Origin of the sequence: Kitasatospora sp. SolWspMP-SS2h (assembly GCF_003259315.1) — a bacterium.
Lineage (GTDB): Bacteria > Actinomycetota > Actinomycetes > Streptomycetales > Streptomycetaceae > Kitasatospora > Kitasatospora fiedleri.
The window spans coordinates 1-19,329 of record NZ_QLLT01000024.1; the positions used below are offsets into that span (position 1 = coordinate 1).

Annotated in this window: 17 protein-coding genes and 2 riboswitches; of the genes, 5 read left to right on the forward strand and 12 right to left on the reverse strand. The window is 74.7% G+C overall.

Annotated features, from left to right (window positions below):
• A partial coding sequence (locus K353_RS26220; protein WP_111556005.1) for a superoxide dismutase occupies window positions 1–545 on the reverse strand: 545 nt, incomplete at its 3' end.
• A gap of 254 nt (window positions 546–799) precedes the next feature.
• A riboswitch (cobalamin riboswitch) is annotated at window positions 800–1,026 on the forward strand.
• A gap of 46 nt (window positions 1,027–1,072) precedes the next feature.
• Here K353_RS26220 and K353_RS26225 point away from each other — a divergent pair.
• Window positions 1,073–2,176: a HoxN/HupN/NixA family nickel/cobalt transporter gene (locus K353_RS26225; protein WP_111556006.1), complete on the forward strand. Its 1,104-nt coding sequence runs from the start codon at window positions 1,073–1,075 to the stop codon at window positions 2,174–2,176.
• Window positions 2,177–2,183: 7 nt separating this feature from the next.
• On the opposite strand, the gene K353_RS26230 is transcribed toward K353_RS26225, so the two are convergent.
• The 6 genes from K353_RS26230 to tsaD all read right to left on the reverse strand — a co-directional run bounded on the left by K353_RS26230 (window position 2,184) and on the right by tsaD (window position 8,091).
• Window positions 2,184–2,642, reverse strand: coding sequence for a Fur family transcriptional regulator (locus K353_RS26230; protein WP_158585491.1), 459 nt, complete (start codon window positions 2,640–2,642; stop codon window positions 2,184–2,186).
• 89 nt (window positions 2,643–2,731) lie between these two features.
• Complete coding sequence (locus K353_RS26235; protein WP_111556008.1) at window positions 2,732–3,151, reverse strand: acyl-CoA thioesterase; 420 nt, start codon at window positions 3,149–3,151, stop codon at window positions 2,732–2,734.
• A gap of 167 nt (window positions 3,152–3,318) precedes the next feature.
• A riboswitch (cobalamin riboswitch) is annotated at window positions 3,319–3,476 on the reverse strand.
• 97 nt (window positions 3,477–3,573) lie between these two features.
• The gene (gene alaS, locus K353_RS26240; protein WP_111556009.1) at window positions 3,574–6,234 is read right to left on the reverse strand and encodes an alanine--tRNA ligase; all 2,661 of its coding nucleotides are present in this window, start codon (window positions 6,232–6,234) and stop codon (window positions 3,574–3,576) included.
• A 35-nt stretch (window positions 6,235–6,269) separates the two neighbouring features.
• On the reverse strand, window positions 6,270–6,476 hold the full coding sequence (locus K353_RS26245) for a hypothetical protein (protein ID WP_111556010.1): 207 nt from the start codon (window positions 6,474–6,476) through the stop codon (window positions 6,270–6,272).
• Complete coding sequence (locus K353_RS26250) at window positions 6,473–7,030, reverse strand: GNAT family N-acetyltransferase (RefSeq protein WP_111556011.1); 558 nt, start codon at window positions 7,028–7,030, stop codon at window positions 6,473–6,475. The genes K353_RS26245 and K353_RS26250 overlap by 4 nt, the downstream gene beginning before the upstream one ends.
• On the reverse strand, window positions 7,027–8,091 hold the full coding sequence (tsaD, locus tag K353_RS26255) for a tRNA (adenosine(37)-N6)-threonylcarbamoyltransferase complex transferase subunit TsaD (RefSeq protein ID WP_111556012.1): 1,065 nt from the start codon (window positions 8,089–8,091) through the stop codon (window positions 7,027–7,029). Before tsaD ends, K353_RS26250 begins: the two co-directional genes overlap by 4 nt.
• A 280-nt stretch (window positions 8,092–8,371) precedes the next feature.
• On the opposite strand from tsaD, the gene K353_RS33930 reads away from it, so the two are divergent.
• A complete protein-coding gene (locus K353_RS33930; protein ID WP_146616573.1) occupies window positions 8,372–8,782 on the forward strand; it encodes a cation transporter in 411 nt (136 codons plus the stop codon).
• 377 nt (window positions 8,783–9,159) lie between these two features.
• Window positions 9,160–10,335, forward strand: a complete 1,176-nt coding sequence (locus K353_RS26265) for a GDSL-type esterase/lipase family protein (protein ID WP_233533844.1) — start codon at window positions 9,160–9,162, stop codon at window positions 10,333–10,335.
• Window positions 10,336–10,415: 80 nt separating this feature from the next.
• Here the strand turns inward: K353_RS26265 and K353_RS26270 are convergent, their stop codons facing one another.
• The 4 genes from K353_RS26270 to K353_RS26285 form a co-directional block, all read right to left on the reverse strand.
• Window positions 10,416–11,642, reverse strand: coding sequence for a hypothetical protein (locus tag K353_RS26270; protein ID WP_199528251.1), 1,227 nt, complete (start codon window positions 11,640–11,642; stop codon window positions 10,416–10,418).
• Window positions 11,643–11,743: 101 nt separating this feature from the next.
• Complete coding sequence (locus tag K353_RS26275; RefSeq protein WP_370447659.1) at window positions 11,744–13,603, reverse strand: glycoside hydrolase family 76 protein; 1,860 nt, start codon at window positions 13,601–13,603, stop codon at window positions 11,744–11,746.
• 44 nt (window positions 13,604–13,647) lie between these two features.
• Entirely contained in the window at window positions 13,648–16,263 is a 2,616-nt protein-coding gene (locus tag K353_RS26280; protein WP_233533845.1) for a DUF5127 domain-containing protein, read from the reverse strand.
• Window positions 16,264–16,874: 611 nt separating this feature from the next.
• Window positions 16,875–17,162: a GlsB/YeaQ/YmgE family stress response membrane protein gene (locus K353_RS26285; protein WP_111556014.1), complete on the reverse strand. Its 288-nt coding sequence runs from the start codon at window positions 17,160–17,162 to the stop codon at window positions 16,875–16,877.
• Between the two features lie 292 nt (window positions 17,163–17,454).
• On the opposite strand from K353_RS26285, the gene K353_RS26290 reads away from it, so the two are divergent.
• On the forward strand, window positions 17,455–17,928 hold the full coding sequence (locus K353_RS26290) for a hemerythrin domain-containing protein (RefSeq protein ID WP_111556015.1): 474 nt from the start codon (window positions 17,455–17,457) through the stop codon (window positions 17,926–17,928).
• 244 nt (window positions 17,929–18,172) lie between these two features.
• Complete coding sequence (locus K353_RS26295; protein ID WP_111556016.1) at window positions 18,173–18,601, forward strand: anti-sigma factor antagonist; 429 nt, start codon at window positions 18,173–18,175, stop codon at window positions 18,599–18,601.
• Window positions 18,602–18,723: 122 nt separating this feature from the next.
• Here K353_RS26295 and K353_RS26300 read toward each other — a convergent pair whose 3' ends face one another.
• Window positions 18,724–19,233 carry a hypothetical protein gene (locus K353_RS26300; RefSeq protein WP_111556017.1) on the reverse strand — a complete coding sequence of 170 codons (510 nt, stop codon included), beginning with the start codon at window positions 19,231–19,233 and terminating at the stop codon, window positions 18,724–18,726.
• Window positions 19,234–19,329 lie beyond the last annotated feature (96 nt).

The window sequence follows — 19,329 nt, forward strand, 5'->3', positions numbered from 1 at the left end:
CAGAGGCGGGTGACGTAGTCGGGGCGGACGTTCTTGTACTGGAGGTAGTAGGCGTGCTCCCAGGCGTCGAAGGCGAGGAGGGGGGTGGTGCCCTGGCCGACGTTGCCGTGGTGGTCGTAGACCTGCTCGATGATCAGGCGCTTGCCGAGCGGTTCCCAGGAGAGGATGCCCCAGCCGGAGCCCTGGACGCCGACGGTGGCGGTGGTGAGCTGCTGCTGGAACGCCTCGAAGGAGCCGAAGTGCCCGGTGATGGCGTCGGCGAGCGGGCCGTCGGGGCGGTCGCCGCCCTCGGGGGAGAGGTTCTGCCAGAACAGCGAGTGCAGGACGTGGCCGGAGAGGTTGAAGGCCAGCGTCTTCTGGAGGCCGACCAGCGAGCCGAACTGCTCCTTGTCGCGGGCCTCGGCGAGCTGGTCGAGCGTCGAGTTGGCGCCGTTGACGTAGGCCTGGTGGTGCTTGGAGTGGTGCAGCTCCAGGATCTCGGCGGACATCGCCCGCTCCAGGGCGGAGTAGTCGTACGGGAGGTCAGGCAGCGTGTACGCGGACATGGTCGGGCAGTTCCTTTCGACAGTGGTGGTCGTGCCGGACCAACACTATTGCGAAGTGCTTGCAACTAGGAAGATCATGCATCAGCATGTCGTTCGCGGGGCCGGCCCGTCAGTCGTGCGAGGCGCCTGTCCTTCCGCTGACGATCGTCTTCCCAACCGGCGCCCGCCGGGACGCAGCGCCGGCCCCGCACCGGCGGGACCCTGCGGCAACCAATGCGCAATTGCACATGGTTGTCGACAGCGTCGCCAGCCCCCTAGGCTCGTCCCGCCGTGGTGTTCGGGAATCCGGTGCACCGTGCTCGTCACGGGAGTCCGGAGCGGCCCTCGCCACTGTCATGGGGAAGCGTCCTCGTCGGGCCCGCTCGCGCGGGCAGCCACCGGGTCACCGGGAAGGCGGGAGGAGGACGCGCCCCGCCGTGCCCGGCAGCGGGCGGGCGGGAGAACCTGAGCCAGGAGACCGGCCACGGCACCACGTTCCCCGGCCACTGGCCGGGAGCGCCCCCATCGAGGAGCTGGAGAGGCCGCCCATGACCGTCACCGTCGACACCGTCCGAACACCGCTGCCGCCGCGCTGGCAGCGCGGGGACACCGTGCGCACCGCCGCCCTGCTGGGCGTGATAGCCGCCCTGCACGTCGTCGCGTTCGGCACGCTGCTGCTCCTGGTCGCCCCGCACCACTACGCGGTGGGCACTCAGGTGTTCGGTGTGGGCCTGGGCGTCACCGCCTACACCCTGGGCATGCGGCACGCCTTCGACGCCGACCACATCGCCGCGATCGACAACACCACCCGCAAGCTGATGGCCGACGGGCAGCGCCCGGTCTCGGTCGGGTTCTGGTTCGCCCTCGGCCACTCCAGCATCGTGCTGGGGATGGCCGCGCTGCTGGCGGCGGGCGTCAGGTTCGCCGGCACCCTGGTGAACGAGGATTCCTCGGTGCACGGGGTGCTCGGCGTGATCGGCACCAGCGTCTCGGGCGTCTTCCTGTACGTCATCGCGGCCATCAACCTGGTGGCGCTGGCCGGGATCTACAAGGTCTACCGGGAGATGCGGGCCGGCCGGTACGACGAGGCGCAGCTGGAGAAGCACCTCGACGAGCGCGGCTTCATGAACCGCGTCCTGGGCCGGTTCACCCGCTCGATCCGCCGCCCCTGGCAGATGTACCCGCTCGGGGTGCTGTTCGGCCTCGGCTTCGACACCGCCACCGAGGTGGCGCTGATGGTGATGGCCGGCTCCGGCGCGGCCTCCGGCCTGCCCTGGTACGCGATCCTGTGCCTGCCGCTGCTGTTCGCCTGCGGCATGAGCCTGTTCGACACCCTGGACGGCACGTTCATGAACTTCGCCTACCACTGGGCGTTCTCCAACCCGGTGCGCAAGGTGTACTACAACCTCACCATCACCGGCCTGTCGATCGCGGTGGCGTTCTTCATCGGCACCATCGAGCTGGTGAGCGTGCTGCACGAGAAGCTCGACCTCGCCGACCCGGTGAGCACGTGGATCGCTGACATCAGCCTCGACAACGTCGGCTACGTCATCGTCGGCCTGTTCGTCGTGGTCTGGGCGGCCGCGCTGGCCTACTGGCGGTTCAGCGGCGTCGAGCAGCGCTGGGCCGACCGGGCCGCCGCCAAGGTCTGACCCGGCGTCAGCCGGTGCCACGGCAGGCGGGGCACCGGCCGCTGAGCACCACCGTGTCGACCCGGAAGCCGGTGTGCGCCGCCGCCGCGGACAGGCCGTCGTCCAGCAGGGCGACCGGGAACTCGGCGACCGCGCCGCAGCCGGCGCACACGGCGTGGTGGTGCGGTTCGCCCGCCATGCCGAAGGTGAGCTCGCCGCCCGGCCCGCGCAGCGAGTGCAGCAGGCCCAGCCCCATCAGCCGCTCCACCGTCCGGTAGACGGTGGAGAGGTCGACGCGGCGCCCGCCCGCGGTGACCCGGGCCTGGATCTGGGCGGCCGTCAGGTGGCCGCCGTGCGAGCGGACGGCCTCCAGGACGCGGACCCGCGGCTCGGTGCACCGGCTGCCGCCCTCGCGCAGCAGCCGGCGGCTGACCTCCCCCTCGTCCGGCCCGTGCCGCTGCGCTCCGGCGGGAAGGTCCGCCGCCACCCGGTGATCCACTGAGTCCCCTCCGGTTCCTGGTGCGCCGATCATGGCGAAGGCGAACAAACCACCGCCAGGATCTGCTTCGACGGGAGTTACGGGCCGTCAGGAAGCAGCATAGGCACTGGGTGCGGGTGCCCCCCGGCGTCCACGGCGACGAAGACCAGTCGGGCCGTCGCCACGTCGGTGACCGGGCCGGTGAGGTTCCAGCGTTCGGCCGTCACGGCGACCGAGACGTGCATGGAGGTGCGTCCGACGCGTTCGACCCGGGCGTGGACGGTGACCAGGTCGCCGGCGCGGACCGGGGCGAGGAAGGACATCCCCTCGACGGAGGCGGTGACCGCGGGAACGCCCGCGTGGCGGCCCGCGGCCGCGGCGGCGGCGTCGTCGATGAGCTTCATCACCACGCCGCCGTGCACCGTTCCGTAGAGGTTGGTGTCGTGCTCGCTCATGATGTGGGCGAGGGTGACGGCGGACTCGGCCGGCGTGCGGGTGGTGACGGGGGCGGTCGTCATCGGGCCGTCACCCCGTAGCAGGTGGTGCGCTTCACGGAACTCTCCTTCGCGAGTTCGCGGACCCGGGCACGCGCACGCGTCGGCCGGACCGGGTGTCCCGCCGTCGCCGCCGCCCGCCCTCGGGGTCGTGGTGAGGCCGCGGACCACCGCGGTCCGCGGGCAGCGGCAGGTCTTCGGACTCGCGGGCACGGCCGTCCTCCCGGAGGAGGAGGCGGCCACCTACTGGCCGTCGCTTCCCGGGGCCCGGGGGCCCCAGTGCCTGTGACGGCGGTCGTTCCCGCTCACCGCTGCGGGGCAGTCCCGGACTCGCACCGGGTTCCCTCTTGCGACGCACCCGCCCGGGAGGGCGGGGCGAACCAGCTGCACCCGCCACTCTACGGCCTGCTCCGGGCGGGTCGGGGACGTCCGTCGCCGCGGCCCGTTCAGGCACGGGCGGCCAACCGGGCGGCCAGGGCCTCGTGCGCGCGGGTCGATTCGGCCGCGGGCAGGCCGCCGCCCTGCGCGGTGTCGGCGTTGCCGCCGCCCCGGCCGCCCAGCACCTCCCGCAGCAGGTCGGCCGCGGACAGGCCGGCGTCCCGGCCCGTCCGGTTGACCGCGACCGCCAGGTGGCCGCCCTTGGGCCCGTGGCCGGTGACCGCCGCCACCCCGGGCCGGTCGGCGGGCAGCCGGTCGCGCACCGCCCGGGCCAGCCGGCGGGTCTCGCCGGGATCGCCGCCGTCCGCCAGCCGCGCCAGCAGCACGCCGTGGACGTCCCGGGCGGCCGGCGCGGCCTCGGCGGCGCGCTGTTCCAGGGACTGCTGCCGCAGGCGCTCGGCTTGCTGGTCGGCGGCCTTCAACCGGGCCGTCAGCGCGGCGATCCGGTCGGGGAGTTCGGCGCGCGGGGCCTGGAGCTGCTCGGCGAGCCGGGCCACCAGGTCGCGTTCGCGGGCCAGGTAGCCGAAGCCCTCCAGCCCGACCGCCGCCTCGACCCGGCGCAGCCCCGCGCCGACGGAGGACTCGGCGCTCAGCGCGAGCACCCCGATCTGCGAGGAGTGGTCGACGTGGGTGCCGCCGCACAGCTCGCGCGACCACGGCCCGCCGATCTCCACCACCCGCACCCGCTCCCCGTACGTCTCGCCGAACAGGGCGAGCGCGCCGAGCTCCCGGGCCCGCTCCAGCGGCATCCAGGCGGCCGACACCGGCAGGTCGTCGCGCAGGGCCCGGTTGGCGGCCTCCTCGACCTCGCCGCGGGCGGCGGCGCTCAGCGCGGAACGCCACGGGAAGTCCAGGCGCAGGTAGCCGGGGCGGTTGTAGGAGCCGGACTGCAGGGCGGTGGGGCCCAGGACTTGGCGCAGCGCGGCGTGCAGCACGTGGGTGCCGGAGTGGGCCTGCCGGGCGCCGAGCCGCCACTGGGCGTCGACCTCGGCGTGCACCGGCGCGCCGGCGGTCAACTCGCCCGCCAGGACGCGGACCTGGTGGGCGACCAGGCCGGGTAGCGGCCGCTGGACGTCGATCACCTCCGCGTCCGTGCCGTCGGCGCCGGTCAGGTGCCCGGCGTCGGGGGCCTGGCCGCCGGACTCGGCGTAGAACGGGGTGCGGTCCAGGACGGCGGTGCCGATCGCGCCGGTGGGGAGCGCGGCGACGGGCGCGCCGAGGGCGTCGAACAGGGCCAGGACGTTCGACTCGGTGGCCAGGGCGTCCCAGGCCCGCCAGTCGGTCGGCCCGCTCTCGGCGAGCAGCGTCCGGTAGGCGGTGGTGTCGGCGTGGTGGGCCTTGTTGGCGCGGGTGTCCTGGCGGGCGCGCTCGCGCTGGGCCTCCATCAGGGCGGTGAAGCCGGCCCGGTCGACGGCCACCCCCTGCTCGGCGGCGATCTCCAAGGTCAGGTCGACGGGGAAGCCGTAGGTGTCGTGCAGCCGGAACACCTCGGCGCTGTCCAGGGCCGGGGTGCCGCTGTCCTTGGCGCGGCGGATCGCGGTGTCCAGGACGGTGCTGCCCTGGCGCAGCGTGGAGCGGAAGACCTCCTCCTCGGCGGTGGCGAGTTCGGCGATGCGCGGGTAGTCGGCGGCGGTCTCCGGGTACGAGCCGGCCATCCGGTCGCGGGCCACCGGCAGCAGGTCGGGCAGCGCCGGGTCCGGGTACCCGAGCAGCCGCATGGCGCGCACCGCGCGGCGCAGGACGCGGCGCAGCACGTAGCCGCGGCCCTCGTTGCCCGGCGCGGTGCCGTCGGCCAGCAGCATCAGCGCGGTGCGGACGTGGTCGGCGACCACCCGCAGCCGCACGTCCGCCTGCGGGTCGGCGCCGTAGCGCACCCCGGCGAGTTCGGCGGCCCGGTCCAGCACCGGGCGGACCTGGTCGGTCTCGTACAGGTTCGGGGCGTCCTGGAGCAGGGTGGCCATCCGCTCCAGGCCCATGCCGGTGTCGATGGTGCGGCGGGGCAGTTCGCCCAGGATCGGGTAGCCGCTCTTGCCGGTGCCTCCGCCGCGCTCGTACTGCATGAAGACCAGGTTCCAGAACTCCATGAACCGGTCCTCGTCCACGGCCGGACCGCCGTCCCGGCCCAGCGCCGGGCCCCGGTCGTAGTACAGCTCCGAGCAGGGGCCGCACGGGCCGGGCACGCCCATCGACCAGAAGTTGTCGGCGTCGCCGCGCTCCACGATCCGCTCGGCGGGCAGCCCGGAGATCCGGGCCCACAGCGCGGCCGCCTCCCGGTCGCTGTGGTGCACCGTCACCCAGATCCGCCCCGGGTCCAAGCCGAACCCGCCGTCGGCCGGGGCGGCCGTGGACAGCTCCCACGCCTGGGCGATCGCCTCCTCCTTGAAGTAGTCGCCGAACGAGAAGTTGCCGTTCATCTGGAAGAACGAGCCGTGCCGGGTGGTCCTCCCGACCTCCTCGATGTCCAGGGTCCGCACGCACTTCTGCACGCCGGCGGCGCGGGGCCACGGCGGCTGCGCCTCGCCGGTCAGGTACGGCTTGAACGGGACCATGCCGGCGTTGACGAACAGCAGGGTCGGGTCGGGGGTGGGCAGCGGCGCCGACGGGACGACGGTGTGGCCGCGGGCGGCGAACCAGTCCAGGAAGCGGCTGCGGATCTCGGCGGTCTGCACGGTGTCCCTCCGGGTACGGGGTGCGGGGTCTTCGTTCAGGGGAGGTAGCGGCGGGCGGCCTCGGGCAGCGCGTCGTCCGTCCCGGCCACCGCCCGGCCGCCGCACCGGCGTTCGGCCTGCGCGGACAGGGCGAGCACGCTCGGCGGCGGCCGGTCGGCGACATCGGGGGCCACCGGCCGCAGCGCCCGGCGCAGCAGCCGCAGGCGGGCGGTGCGCAGGCGGCTGCGGGCGGTGGGGCTCACGGCCGGGCCCGGGCGGGGTGGCGGGGGCCGAGCAGGACGGCCGGGTCGTCGGTGCCCGGGTCGGCTCGGTGCCAGCCCTGGTGGAGGTAGAAGTCCAGCGGGCCGCCGGGTGCGCCGGTGGTCAGCAGCCAGCAGCGCCCGTCGACCGCGTCGGCGGTGACGGCCGCGAGCAGGGCGGCGCCGATGCCCCTCCCCGTGTGGCCGGGGCGGACGGCGAGTTCGTCGACCACCCGGGCGCCGCACAGCCAGCCACGGGTGCGGTCGGGACCGAGGGCGGCCGCCACCCTGGGGTGGCAGCGGTCGTCGGGGAACGGGTCGGGCGTGGTCCAGGCGGTGGCGAAGCCCAGCAGCCTGCCGTCCGGGGAGGTGGCCGCCGCGGCGGTGAAGCTCGGCCGCAACGCGTCCTGCGCCAGCCGCTCCAGGTAGGCGTCGGCGCGCTGCGCGGGCTCGTGCCAGGGCGGCCCGCCGAACGCGGCCGCGTAGACCGCGCGGACCTGCGCGGCGGCGTCGAGCAGTTCGCCGGGCGGCAGCAGCCGGACCTGGTGCGGTGTCATGCGGTCTGCCGGGGGCGGGGGGTGAGGGCGGCGTGCTCCAGTGGGGCGGAGGGGTCGATGGAGAGGCCGAGGGGGGCGGGTGCGGCGCCGGAGCGGGCCAGCAGGTCGCCGATGGCGGCGATCATCGCGCCGTTGTCGGTGCACAGGTGCAGTGGCGGGACGCGCAGGGTGAGGCCGGCGGTGGCGCAGCGCTGTTCGGTCAGGGCGCGGATGCGGGAGTTGGCGGCGACGCCGCCGACCACGACGAGGGTGGTGATGCCGTGGTCGGTGCAGGCGCGGACGGCTTTGCGGGTGAGGGTGTCGGCGATGGCCTCCTGGAGGGAGGCGGCGGCGTCGGGCACGTGCGGTCGTGTTCCGGCGGCGCGGTGGGCTTCGACCCAGCGGGCGGCGGCGGTCTTGAGGCCGGAGAAGGAGAAGGCGTAGGGGTTGTCGTGCGGTCCGGTGAGGGGGCGGGGCAGGCGGACGGCGGTGGGGTCGCCGGTGCGGGCGGCGCGGTCGATGGCGGGGCCGCCGGGGTAGGGCAGGCCCAGGACGCGGGCGGTCTTGTCGAAGCACTCGCCGGCCGCGTCGTCCAGGGTGTCGCCGAGGTGGACGATCGGGTCGCGGGCCAGGTCGCGTACCAGGAGCAGCGAGGTGTGGCCGCCGGAGACGATCAGCACCACGCAGGGGTCGGGCAGCGGCCCGCCGTCCAGGGTGGCGGCGGCGACGTGCCCGGCGAGGTGGTGCACGCCGTACAGCGGCACGCCGAGCGAGAACGCGTAGCCCTTCGCGGCGGCGACGCCGACCTGGAGCGCGCCGGACAGGCCGGGGCCGGTGGTGACGGCCACCGCGCCGACGTCGGCGAGGGTCAGCCCGGCCCGGTCGAGGGCCTCGCGCACCACCGGGGCCATGGCGTGGACGTGCGCGCGGGCGGCGATCTCCGGGACCACGCCGCCGTAGCGGGCGTGCTCGTCCATGCTGGAGGCCACCGCCTGCCCGAGCAGCACCCCGTCCCGCACCAGCCCCGCGCCCGTCTCGTCGCACGACGACTCGATCCCCAGCACCACCGGCGACTCCGGCATCCCCACGCCCACTTCCTGCCATTGATATGCACTTGCACATATTGTGCAATAAGAGCGGCGGTGGTGCGGACGGGCACGCTCCACCCCGGGCCGCCGCCCCGGTCGGCCGCGCGGCCTGAACGGTTCCCCGATCCGCCCGAAGGGGGCGCCGGGCCGCGTGTCCGGTGCCCCCGCCGACCGCCGACCGCCGACCGCCGACCGCCGACCGCCGACCGCCGACCGCCGTGCACCGGCGTGGACTCGCGCGCAGACACACGCCACCGAACCAGGAGCGCCGCCGATGTCCAGCACCACCGTCTTCGCCGTCGAGGGCGTGCGCTGCGGCCACCGCGAGCAGGGCGTCGGCGCCGCACTCCCCGCCCTCCCGGGCGCCGCCGCCGTCACGGCCGACGCCGGGGCCGGACGCGTCACCGTCACGGGGGATGCCGCCGAGCACCCGGCGCACGGCGCCGTCGCCATGCCCGCCGGCTCCGTGCCGGGTGCACCGGGAACGCCGCGCCGCCGTGCTGCTGCCGCTCGCCGTCGCCGCCGCCCTGGTCCTGCTGGTCGGTTCCGCACGCACGGACGGGCGAGGCGGATCATCCGGAAACGGACTGGACGCCCTCCGGGGACGAGGCGGTTGTTGTCGATGGCGGTCTCCGGGTGTCCGTCGAGGGTCAACGCGCCCGTTTCCTGCGGAAGTTGCGCCTGAACGGGAGTGTCCCGGCACCGGCCGGCAGGCTGAGCCCCGCGCCGGCGGCGACCGGGCCGATTCCGTCCGTGCCGGTCGGGGGCGGCTTTCCGCCGGGGTGCCACGGTGCGGGCCGGGCGGTCGCCGAGCGGCGCGGAACCGGCTCCGGCGAAGGGGGAGGGGGACGGCGGGGGCGAAGGGGACGGGGACGGGGTGCGGACCGGGTGCGGTGGCGTTCGGGGACACGGTCGCGGGGAGGGGGCCGAGACGCTCGGCGGCGCGGCGGGCGTCCAGCACGGAGGTCGCCGCGTCGCCACCGCGCCCGCCGATCAGACCGACTGACGGACAGTCACCGTTCGGGCGTAGGGGACCGTGGCACTCCTGCCGACACCGTGGGCATGACCTCTTCTTCCTGGTACAGCCGCAAGGGTTTGGCGGCCCTGGCCGCCGCCGTGTGCGCGGCGGGCGCGACCGGCCTGGCCCCCGCGCACGCCACCGACGTCCGGGCACCGGCGGCCGACGCGCCGTGGGTGGTGTCGCTGGGCGACAGCTTCATCTCCGGTGAGGCCGGGCGCTGGGCCGGCAACAGCGACGAACCGGCGGACGGCTGGGCCCGCACCGACCGGGCCTACGACCCGCAGTCCGACGAGAGCGATCCGCACCGGGTGTACGGCTCCTCCTACGACAGCGGCTGCAACCGCTCCGACGTCGCCGAGGTGCACTCCCTCACGCTCGACGTCCGCGCGCTCAACCTGGCCTGCTCCGGGGCGACGTCGAGCGCCGTCAAGCTGCCCGAGCACGGCGGGCAGCCGTTCAAGGGCGAACCCTCGCAGGCCGCCCAGCTCCGGGCGGCGATGAGCGGGCAGCCGGTGCGGGCCGTGGTGGTGTCGATCGGCGGCAACGACCTCGGGTTCTCCGACATCATCGCGGGCTGCACGAAGCAGTTCGTCAAGCCCTTCGGCGGCTCCCCGTGCGCGCCCGACGCCGCGAAGACCGTCCAGGAGCGGCTGCCCGGCGTGCGGCAGGCCGCCGCCGACACCCTCGCCGACGTGAAGACCGCCCTGGAACGGGCCGGGCACAAGCCAGGCTCCTACCGGCTGGTCCTGCAGTCCTACCCGTCCCCGCTGCCCGACGCCGCCCGCCTCCGCTACCCCGGGGAGAAGTACGACCGCCTCACCCAAGGCGGCTGCCCGTTCTTCGACCGGGACCTCACCTGGGCCCACGACGACCTCGTCCCCGAGATCAGCGCCACCCTCGCCCAGGCCGCCCACGACGCCGGGGCCGATTTCCTCGACCTGTCCCGCTCCTTCGAGGGCCGCGAGGTCTGCGCGGAGGGCACCCGCCACGCCGACCCCCAGCACCCGCCCACCGGCGAGAGCAGCGAGTGGATGCGCTTCCTGACCACCGGCGTCGGCCAGGGCCAGCTCCAGGAGTCCCTGCACCCCAACCGCTTCGGCCAGCAGGCCCTCGGCACCTGCCTGACCCTCCACCTGGAACAACCCGCCGCCGACCACCGCTGCGCCAACACCCCCGGCAAGGGACCCGCCGACATGACCCTCACCCCCGCCCCCTGACCGAGCGCCGAGCCGCGCCGCGTCGCGCCGCCCGGCACCGGTGCCGGGCGGGTCGGGACGGCCCGGGCGGGCGGGCGGGGTCAGGAGGTGCGGGGTGATCCGGCGCCCTGGAAGAAGATCCCGGGGTGTCCGGGCGTCTCGAAGCCTTCGCTGGTGTTGCCGGTCAGGGTGGTGGTGGCGGTGCGCAGGGTGCCGGTGCGGTCGTTGCTGACGAAGAACAGGCCGCCGCCGCCTTCGTGGGCCAGGTTGCCGTTGACGACGGAGCCGGCGATGTCCACCGCGTAGTGGTTGCCGTCGGTGCACAGGGCGCCGCCGTTCCCGCCGCCCGGGGTGCCGGGGCGGGCCGGGTTGGCGCCCCGGCCGGTGGCCGTGTTGCCGGACAGCACGCTGTTGCGGATGGTCCAGGAGACTCCGATGCTGCTGAGGGCGCCGCCGTTCGAGCAGGAGTTGCCCTCGCCGTCCGCGCCGCCGAAGGTGCTGCCGCTGACGATCACCGGGAGTCCGTGGTACTGGTCGAGGACCCGGACGGCCCCGCCCCCCACGTCCTGGCCCGCCTGGTCGCACCGGTTGCGCACGAAGCGCGAGTCGATGACGCGCAGGCGGCCGCCACGGACGAAGATCGCACCGCCGCCCCCGCCGTCGGCGCTCTGCCCGCTCGCGTTGCCGTCGGCGAACGTCAGGTGCTGGACGGTGAGTTCGGGCGACGCCTGGTCCTGGCAGTGGCTGGTGGTCCAACCCTGCTGCTGGTCGCAGGTGTTCAGGTAGAGGATGCGACGGGCACCGCCGCCGCTGAGGGTGACGCGCCCGCCGCCGTCCAGGACGACCCGGGCGGAGGCGTTGCGGACGCGGGCGGTCCGGGTGAGCGTGATGGTGACGGGGGCGGGTCCGCAGGAGAAGGTGATGATCCCGCCCGCGGCCACGGCGTCCACGACGGCCTGGGAGGTGCAGCCGGCGGGTGAGCCCGTGCCGACGGTCCGGTCCGGGTGGGAGGTGTCCACCGGAGCGGCGTCCGCCGGCACGGGTGCGCGGCCGGCCGGGTTGCCGGCCGTGACGGCGGGGGCGGAGGGCGCGGGTGCCGGGGACGTCGGCCCGGGGCTGCCGCCGGCGGTGGGGGAGTCGGCGGCCGAGGCGGAAGGTGTGGAACTTCCGGGCGCCGAGGGCGGGTTGTCGGTGGAAGGCGACGCGGAGGAGGGCGGAGCGGCGAGGGAGGGGGCCGATGCCGCGGAGTCGTCTCCGCAGGCCGTCAGGACGAGGGCGCAGGCGAGGAGGGTCGCGGCGGACGCCACGGAGCTGCGTGTCGCGTTCATGGCGCACGAGCGTAGCGGTCACGGACGCGCGCCACGGGAGGCGGCCCCCGGACGGAGGACCGTTCTGCCGCGCCCCGGGCACCGGCCGGCCCGCTCCAGGGTCAGTCCGCCGCCAGCAGGGCGCTCAGCGCGGAGGCCTGGGTGCGCCAGTCGCTCGCGTTGGGATGGGCGGTGGTGCCGCCGCCGGACCAGCGTTGGCCGAGGCGGTTGAGGCTGTCGCGGTCGGCGGACCAGATGCGGTCGGCCTGGGCGGCGGCGAAGGCGCGGTAGGCGTGGCCGGTGACGGAGTCCAGGTCCTGGAGGTGTCGCAGGAAGACGCCCTTGAACTGCTTGGCGTTGTCGTCGCAGTCCACGGCGGGCGCGTCGCAGCTCTCGGTGAGGATGCCGCCGCTCACCAGGGCGGGGGAGGAGAGGGCGGCGTCGGCCAGCCGGCGGGCGGTGGCCAGCGTGCCGGCGCTGCCCGTGGCACGCCAGACCTCCACCGCGGCGCCGATGGCGAGGCCCTGGTTGTAGCTCCAGACGGTCTGGCCGTTGTTCGCGCAGCCGGTGGTGAGGCCGTCGTTGACCAGGCCGGCCGCGTTGACCAGCCCGCTGCCGAGGAACCAGTTCCACCCGGTGGTGGCCCGGCCGAGCCAGAGCGTGTCCCCGGGCAGCCTGTTGTGCAGCGCGGCGGCGAGGCGGACGTACAGCGTGGTGGTGACGGCGTTCTTGTAGGTGCGCTCGCGGTCCCACCACACCCCGCCGCCGCAACTTCCGGTGTCCCACAGGCCGTTGACGTAGTTCCCGATGGTGGCGGCCTCGTCGAGGTAGCGGCTGTCGCGGGTCAGGTCGTAGGCGTCGATCCAGGCCAGGGCCCACCACTCGGTGTCGTCGGTGGAGCGGCTGATGAAGTCGCCCTCGATCGGGTCGGAGCTGCGCGCTCCGGCCGAGAAGGCGCCCCGGTTGGTCCGGAAGGTTCGGTCGACGATCCAGGTGTACCGGCTGTCGCCGCTCTGCCGCAGGTAGTCGACGACGGTGGTCAGCGCCACCGCGGAGTTCCACCAACTGGACGGCCAGTAGCCCGTGGTGGGGTCGTAGGAGTACATCAGCGCGTCCGCCGCGGCGGCCGGGCGGGTGGTCGTCGGCCGGGCCCAGGCGGTGCAGCTGCCGTTCTGGCCCTCCACCGCCCGGCCGCAGGCCCGGACCGCCCCGCCGTAGAGGCGGCCCAGCGGGTCCGCCGTGTTGAACCGGGCGGTGCCGGCCGCGCCCGCTCCGGCGGGTACCGGCAGCCGGCCCAGCGAGGAGCCGTCGGGCCAGCTCGCGCCGCCGTTCCACGACCGGTCGAGCCACACCTCGTCGCCCGGCCGTCCGGCCGCGAGGGTCGCCCAGGCCGTCCCGTTCCCGTCGGTGTGCAGGGCGATGGTCCGGCCGGCGAGCGTGGCGGGGGCCACCGGCAGGTCGTCGCCCGGGGCGGTGCCGCCGCCGTCGCAGACCTGGGCGCAGACCGTGGTGCGCGCCCACCCGGTGCAGGTCACCCCCTGGGCGTCACCGCAGGCGCGCAGCAGGCCGCGGCGGTGGCCGACGGGGTCGTAGAGGTTGTACATCAGCGTCCGGGTGCCGGTCCAGGTGGCGGGGACGGCCGCCTTGCCCAGCAGCCCCTCCCAGGTGCGGCCGCCGTCCCAGGAACGGTCCAGCCACACCCCGTCGTTCGGCTTCGCCCGGTCGATGCTGGCCCAGGCCATGCCCTCGGCGTCGTCGACGTGCAGGCGCAGCAGCCGTCCGTTCGGGTTCGCGTCGGGCACCGGGAAGGTCTCCTGAGTGGCCCGGGACGGGTCCAGCGGGTCGCAGGACAGCGCGCAGACGGCCGCGGCCGCCGCCGCCGGGGTCGGCCCGGCGGCGGCCGGTCGGCCCGGCCCCGCCGCGAGCAGCAGCGGCACCAGGGCCAGGACCAGCAGGACGCTTCGCAGTGGACGGACGGACACGGTCGCTCCTCCTCGCGGGACGGGGTGCCGGGGGCCGGCCGGGGTCAGATCAGGCGCCACAGGTGGTCGGCGCTCCCGTTGTCCTCCCACTGGGTGACCTGGGCGCCGTCGGCGGTGGACATCCCGTCGACGGCGAGCAGCTTCCCCGAGCGGACGTTAACGATCCTGACCCAGCCGTCGCCGTTGTCCACCAGACGCCAGACGTGGTCCGGGGTGCCGTTGTCCTGGTACTGCTGCACGTGGGCCCCGTTGTCCAGGCCCTGGTCGTGCACCGCCAGCACCTTGCCGCTGTTGCGGTTGGCGATCCGCACGGTGCCGCCGCCGTTGTCGAGCAGCGTCCACACGTGGTCGGCGGTGCCGTTGTCGGCGTACTGGGTGACCTCCGCCGTGTCGGCCAGGGACATGCCGGAGACGGCCAGCACCTTGCCCGAGTTGCGGTTCTGGATCCGGCGCCAGACCGTGCCGGAGGCCGCCGGGCGCAGCAGCAGCGCGAATACCCCGCCGACCACCGGACGGGCGGCGAAGCCGCGTTGGGCGGCGGTGGCGACCACGTACCAGTCGGTGAAGGGGACCCGCTGGGCGGTGCCGGCGGCGAAGTTGTACACGCCGTTGACCAGGGTGTCGCGGGTGGCGGTGCGGTCGGCGAGCCAGGCCGCCGTCCACAGCTCCCAGTCGGCCTTGGTGTAGTCGTTGCGCGGGTCGAGGACCACGCCGTACGTCCCGGCGTGCGCCGCGTACCAGGCGGCCTCGCGGGCGGCGGTGCCCACCGGTACCAGGTCCAGGCCGAGCAGCCGGTCCGGGAAGCCGTTGTACTTCAGGCTCCAGGTGCCGTCCTGGTCGTAGGCGAGCTTGAGGTGGCTGCCGGAGGAGTCCTCGGACAGGCTCGTCCAGCGGCTGACGAAGCTGCGGGCCAGCGCGGAGTAGCGGGCCGCGTCGGCCGAGTTGCCCGTGGCGGTCGCCACCACGCCCATGGCGCCGATGCCGACGATGCCCTTGAGCGCCAGGTTGGAGCTGTGGGCGATGAAACCGGTGAAGTCGTCCGTCTGGTTCTGGTAGCCCGGGTCCAGGGCGTTGGCGGCCAGGTACTCGGCCCACTGGCGCAGGATCGGGTAGTGCGCGCGGGCGAACTGCGCGGCCTCGGCGGCGGGCAGCCGCTGGATCACCGCGGCGGCCATGACGAGCATGTTCGCCGACTCCTCGACCGGCATCGACTCCTCGTTGCCGTCGTCGTGCCCGTCCGCGTTCGGGTACGAGCGGCCCAGGTCGTGCTGGGCGAAGGCGTTGGGCCAGCCGCCGTGCTCCGGGTAGTCCAGCAGCGGCTCCAGCAGCAGCCGCAGGTAGCCGGGGGAGAGGTACAGGTACACCGGGAACGTCGGGTAGAGCACGTCCACGGTCGACATGTTGCCGCTGGAGGAGATCTCCTTCTGGAACGCCCACGGGGACCCGTTCCGGTCGACCAGCTCGGCCCCGGCCACGGCCTGGCGCAGCGCCAGGGCGCAGACCGCCGCGTAGTGCTCGCCCGTCGTGCCCCCGCCGACGGCGGCGGCCGCGTCGTCGTGGATGCGCCGGTCGAGGGCGGTGGCGGCGGCCAGCGCGGCGTCGTGGTCGCCGTCGAACCACGCCACCATGTCCGTCCACGCACCCCAGTAGTGCGTCCACCACGGCTGGAGCTGCGTGCCCAGGTAGCTCACGGCGGGCGTGCGGACGTGGCCCAGGGACAGGGTGAAGGCGGGCGAGGGCGTGCCGGGGGCGACCGTGCCGAAGTCCCGGTTGAAGCCCAGGACCGGCCAGCGGTCGTCGATCGCCCGGGGCCGGGCACCGTCCACGGTGTTCGCGAGGCGTCCGCCGCTCGCCGAGGCGGCACGGACCACGGTGTCCTGGCCGATCTGCCAGCTCGCGCCGGCGGGCGCGGCGAGCACCAGGCGCCCCCAGGCGGCCTGCTCGCCGCTCTCCCGCAGGACCGCCGGTGCGGCGGGCTCGGCGCTGAGGACGGTCAGGCCGCCGACCTGCTGCTGGTTCCAGGTGATCGGCGTGCTGCTGTCGCCGTGCACCCATTCCCCGGAGACGTCGACGTGGACGTCCACGCCGTGCGCGCGCCCGTCGTTGCTCGCCGCCTGCACGGTGACGTAGCTGAGCGGCACCGACTGGCGCTGGAGGTTGCCCAGGTCGACGGGCGAGAAGAAGGTGACCGTCAGGGTCACCCCGCCGCCGCTGAGGGTGTAGACGGACCGGGTGGCGGTGAGCTGCAGCGAGAGCTGCTGCATCGTGGCCAGGGCGGGACCGCCCGGCAGCGCGGGGGCGCCGGCGAAGACGTAGGCCGTCCCGTCGATCCGGGCCAGGCCGCACAGGGCGGTGACGTGCCCGTTCCAGAAGGTGGCCCAGGTGCCGGCCAGGTTGTCCGCGGGAACCCAGGTGGAGAGGTAGGGCGAGCGCACGGCCAGCGGCACCGCCGGCGGGCGCAGCGGGCTGAAGGCGGACGCGGCCAGGGTTCGCGGTACCCCGGCCCCGGGGCCGGCGGGCGGGCCGGCGGGCGGCACGGCGGCGCGCGCCGCGCCCGCTGCGGGCAGGCCGCCGATCACCGCCCCGACGGTCAGGGCACCGCTCCAGCGCAGCAGTGCGCGACGGCCGGGACGGGGTGCGCTGGAGGCTTCGTCGTTCACCACGTTGGTCCACTTTCCGGGGCGTCGGGGACGGCGGGGCCGTCCGGAGCGTGCGGGATCCGGGGCGGGTTCGGGGCGGGTTCGGGCGGCGGAGGCCGCCGCCGTACGGGCGGTCGCTGAGGGCGGGACGCCTCATCGGGTCGAGCGCGAGCGGAAGCGGAGCGCGGGTTGGGCGAGGCGGCTATTTCAACGTTGTAATCAGCTGCGCCAGATGGCATGACACCATCAAGCAAGGTGTCATGTCTATACCTCTGCTGGAAGTTGGTGCACTGTCACCGCCCGGCACCCGATGCGCCCCAGCGGCCCAGGCGGCCTCGTCGGCTGGTCCGCCGCGATGACGAAGGAGACCCGCCTCGCGCGCGGTGCTCTGGGAACGGCCCCGTGGCGACGCGACCGTGACGGTGCGGTGTGAGCGGGGCGCGTGCGCAGATCCAGTCGACGAGGTGGCGGCCGTCGCGGGTCGAGGCCCCGGGCTTCACGTCCAACGCCCTTGCCGCGTGGGGGACTCGAGGTCCGGCTCAGTGCGGCGCCGGACCGGGCGGGACAGGTCGGCACGCGCAGCGCGGCAGCCCCCGGGACCGGGGGCTGCCGCGCTGCGCGTGCCGGGTGGATCAGGCGTGACGGTGGTGGTGGCCGTGGTGCTTGTTGCCGGTCACCATGCGGTAGACGGCGAGGAGGATGACCGAGCCGGCGATGGCGGCGACCCAGGTGGAGAGGTCGAAGAAGCCGTCGATGGAGTCGACGCCGAAGAGGACCTTGCCGAGCCAGCCGCCGAGCAGGCCGCCCGCGATGCCGATGAGCATCGTGATGATGATGCCGCCCGGGTCCTTGCCCGGCATCAGGGCCTTCGCGATGGCACCCGCGACCAGGCCGATCAGTATCCAAGCGAGGATGCTCATGTGGTTCTCCTGTTCCTACGAGCGTTGTCGGTGACGGGATCCGTCTTGACGCTGCCGGGATTTCCAAACGCCCGACTTCGATCGCGGCAACTTCGCGGACCGGTTCGCTCTCGAGGCGGGCGTGGCGCACGGGCGCAGGGGATCTGCCGGTGGCGCGGTGAGGACGAGGTGCCGGTACGGGTGGTGCGTACCGCGCTCCGGAGCGGGGCAGACGCGTCCGTGTCCTGGCCCGCCGTCAACTGTCCCTCCCCGTGGGGCCTCCCCACCGCCACCGCCTCCGAAAGGACTTCCGATGGATGCCATCGTGCTGTTGAAGGACGACCACAAGACGGTCGAGAAGCTGTTCAAGGAGTTCGAGAAGGCCGGTGAGAACGCGCACAAGCACAAGCGGGACATCGCCGACAAGGTGATCCGCGAACTCACCGTGCACACCTGGATCGAGGAGAAGATCTTCTACCCGGCCGCCCGGAAGGCCGTGCCGGACACCACCGACCACGTGCTGGAGAGCGTCGAGGAGCACCACGTGGTGCTCTGGATGCTCTCCGAACTCGCCGGACTCGACCCGGCGGACGAGCGCTTCGACGCCAAGATGACGGTGCTGATGGAGAACGTGCGCCACCACGTCGAGGAAGAGGAGGAGGAGTGGTTCCCCGAGGTCCGCAAGGCCATGGGCCGCAACCGCCTGACCGAACTCGGCGAGGAGATGGCGGCCGCCAAGGCCGACGCGCCGAGCGACCCGCTCCAGGTGCCCAGCGCCCGCGAGTAGCCGCTCACCCGCTCGACCCGACGGACCGCACCCCGCCCGCCCCCTCCGGCCGGTGCCGATCGGCGCGGCGGTGGCGGCCGGGTACGGAGGCGTAGGCTGGGGGTGTCGTTCGCCTTCCGCCGGATCGCGACCGCCACCCCGCCGTTCGCAGCCTCCGCTTCCGGAAAACCCTTCCGGGCACGGCCGTCACGGCGTGGGCCCCGCGCTTCCGGACGCGGGGTCCCGGCGGGACGAGGAGGCACCCATGCCCGTCCGCCCGACCGATGCCTGCCCGCACGTGTTCCCACCGGGCACGGCCCCGCGGCCCGTCCCCGCGACCGGCGTGCCGTTCGCGGTCCGCACCGCCCGCCTCGGCACCACCGCACTGGTGCACTTCGAGGGCGAGTGGGACATGGACGCCGAACCCGCCGCCCGCGCCGCCCTCGCCCGCGCCACGCGGCGCCCGTACGACGTGCTCGGCCTGATGCTGGACGACGTCACCTTCTTCGCCTGCTGCGGCCTGGCCCTCCTGCTGCACGCCCGCCAGGAGGCCGCCCGCCACCACGCCGCACTCGCACTGATCGCCCCGAGCCCGCCGGTGCTGCGCCTGCTGGACATCTCCGACCTCACCGGGGCCTTCACCTTGCACACCACCGTCGCCGACGCCCTGGCCGCGCGATCCCGCCGGCCGTGACCACGGGGCGGCCCCGTCCCCGCCGACCGCCTCCGGCGGGCCGCTGAGGATCGCCCCCGGGCGGGGGCCGGGAGCCGGCCGTCGACGGCGGTGGCCGGTGGTCGGTGGTGCGGCCCGGGGGCTCAGCTGTGGCGGGAGGGGGTGGCGGCGAGTCTGGCGAGCAGGGCGATCACGTTGATGCGCGCGGTCTTGTCGTTCGTCGCCGCCTGGTGGGCGTCGATCATCTGCTGGTCCACGTCGTCGCCCGGCGCGGCGAGGCCCACCCGCATCAGGTCGACGGTGTACGCGACGTACCGGGCGTGGTCGGCCGCGGCCGTGGTGGCCGTGACGTGGTCGATGCGGGCCGGGTCCACGCCCCGGATCAGCGCGGGGGTGGGCGGCGGGCCCAGCACGTCCGCGATCCACTGCACGAGCGCCTCCCGGGAGCAGCCCGGTTCCAGCGCGCAGGACTCCGCGGCGGCGAGCGCCAGCCGGATCAGCAGCTGGCCGAACCACTGCCCGGCCTCGGCGGGCGGCGTCCGCCTGCCGGCCGGTGGCATCACGGACTCGTACAGACCGGCGGTGTCGCCGGCCCGTACGGCGGAGATGACGGCGCCCACGGCCGTGTCGATGGCATCCTGCTCGCTGGTCACGCCGCTGGTTCCCCTCGGAAGTCTGTGACGGGTTATCAACGTAGCGTGCCCGCAGGCGGGTTCGTGCCGCTTCTCCGGGTTGCCGGTACGCCGCGC

Bases quoted from the DNA above. Each gene is read 5' to 3' on its own strand.
- K353_RS26225 (WP_111556006.1), top strand. From the start codon at position 1,073: ATGACCGTCACCGTCGACACCGTCCGAACACCGCTGCCGCCGCGCTGG.
- K353_RS26235 (WP_111556008.1), bottom strand. From the start codon at position 3,151: ATGACGACCGCCCCCGTCACCACCCGCACGCCGGCCGAGTCCGCCGTC.
- K353_RS26250 (WP_111556011.1), bottom strand. From the start codon at position 7,030: ATGACACCGCACCAGGTCCGGCTGCTGCCGCCCGGCGAACTGCTCGAC.
- tsaD (WP_111556012.1), bottom strand. From the start codon at position 8,091: ATGCCGGAGTCGCCGGTGGTGCTGGGGATCGAGTCGTCGTGCGACGAG.
- K353_RS33930 (WP_146616573.1), top strand. From the start codon at position 8,372: ATGTCCAGCACCACCGTCTTCGCCGTCGAGGGCGTGCGCTGCGGCCAC.
- K353_RS26265 (WP_233533844.1), top strand. From the start codon at position 9,160: ATGACCTCTTCTTCCTGGTACAGCCGCAAGGGTTTGGCGGCCCTGGCC.
- K353_RS26270 (WP_199528251.1), bottom strand. From the start codon at position 11,642: ATGAACGCGACACGCAGCTCCGTGGCGTCCGCCGCGACCCTCCTCGCC.
- K353_RS26285 (WP_111556014.1), bottom strand. From the start codon at position 17,162: ATGAGCATCCTCGCTTGGATACTGATCGGCCTGGTCGCGGGTGCCATC.
- K353_RS26290 (WP_111556015.1), top strand. From the start codon at position 17,455: ATGGATGCCATCGTGCTGTTGAAGGACGACCACAAGACGGTCGAGAAG.
- K353_RS26295 (WP_111556016.1), top strand. From the start codon at position 18,173: ATGCCCGTCCGCCCGACCGATGCCTGCCCGCACGTGTTCCCACCGGGC.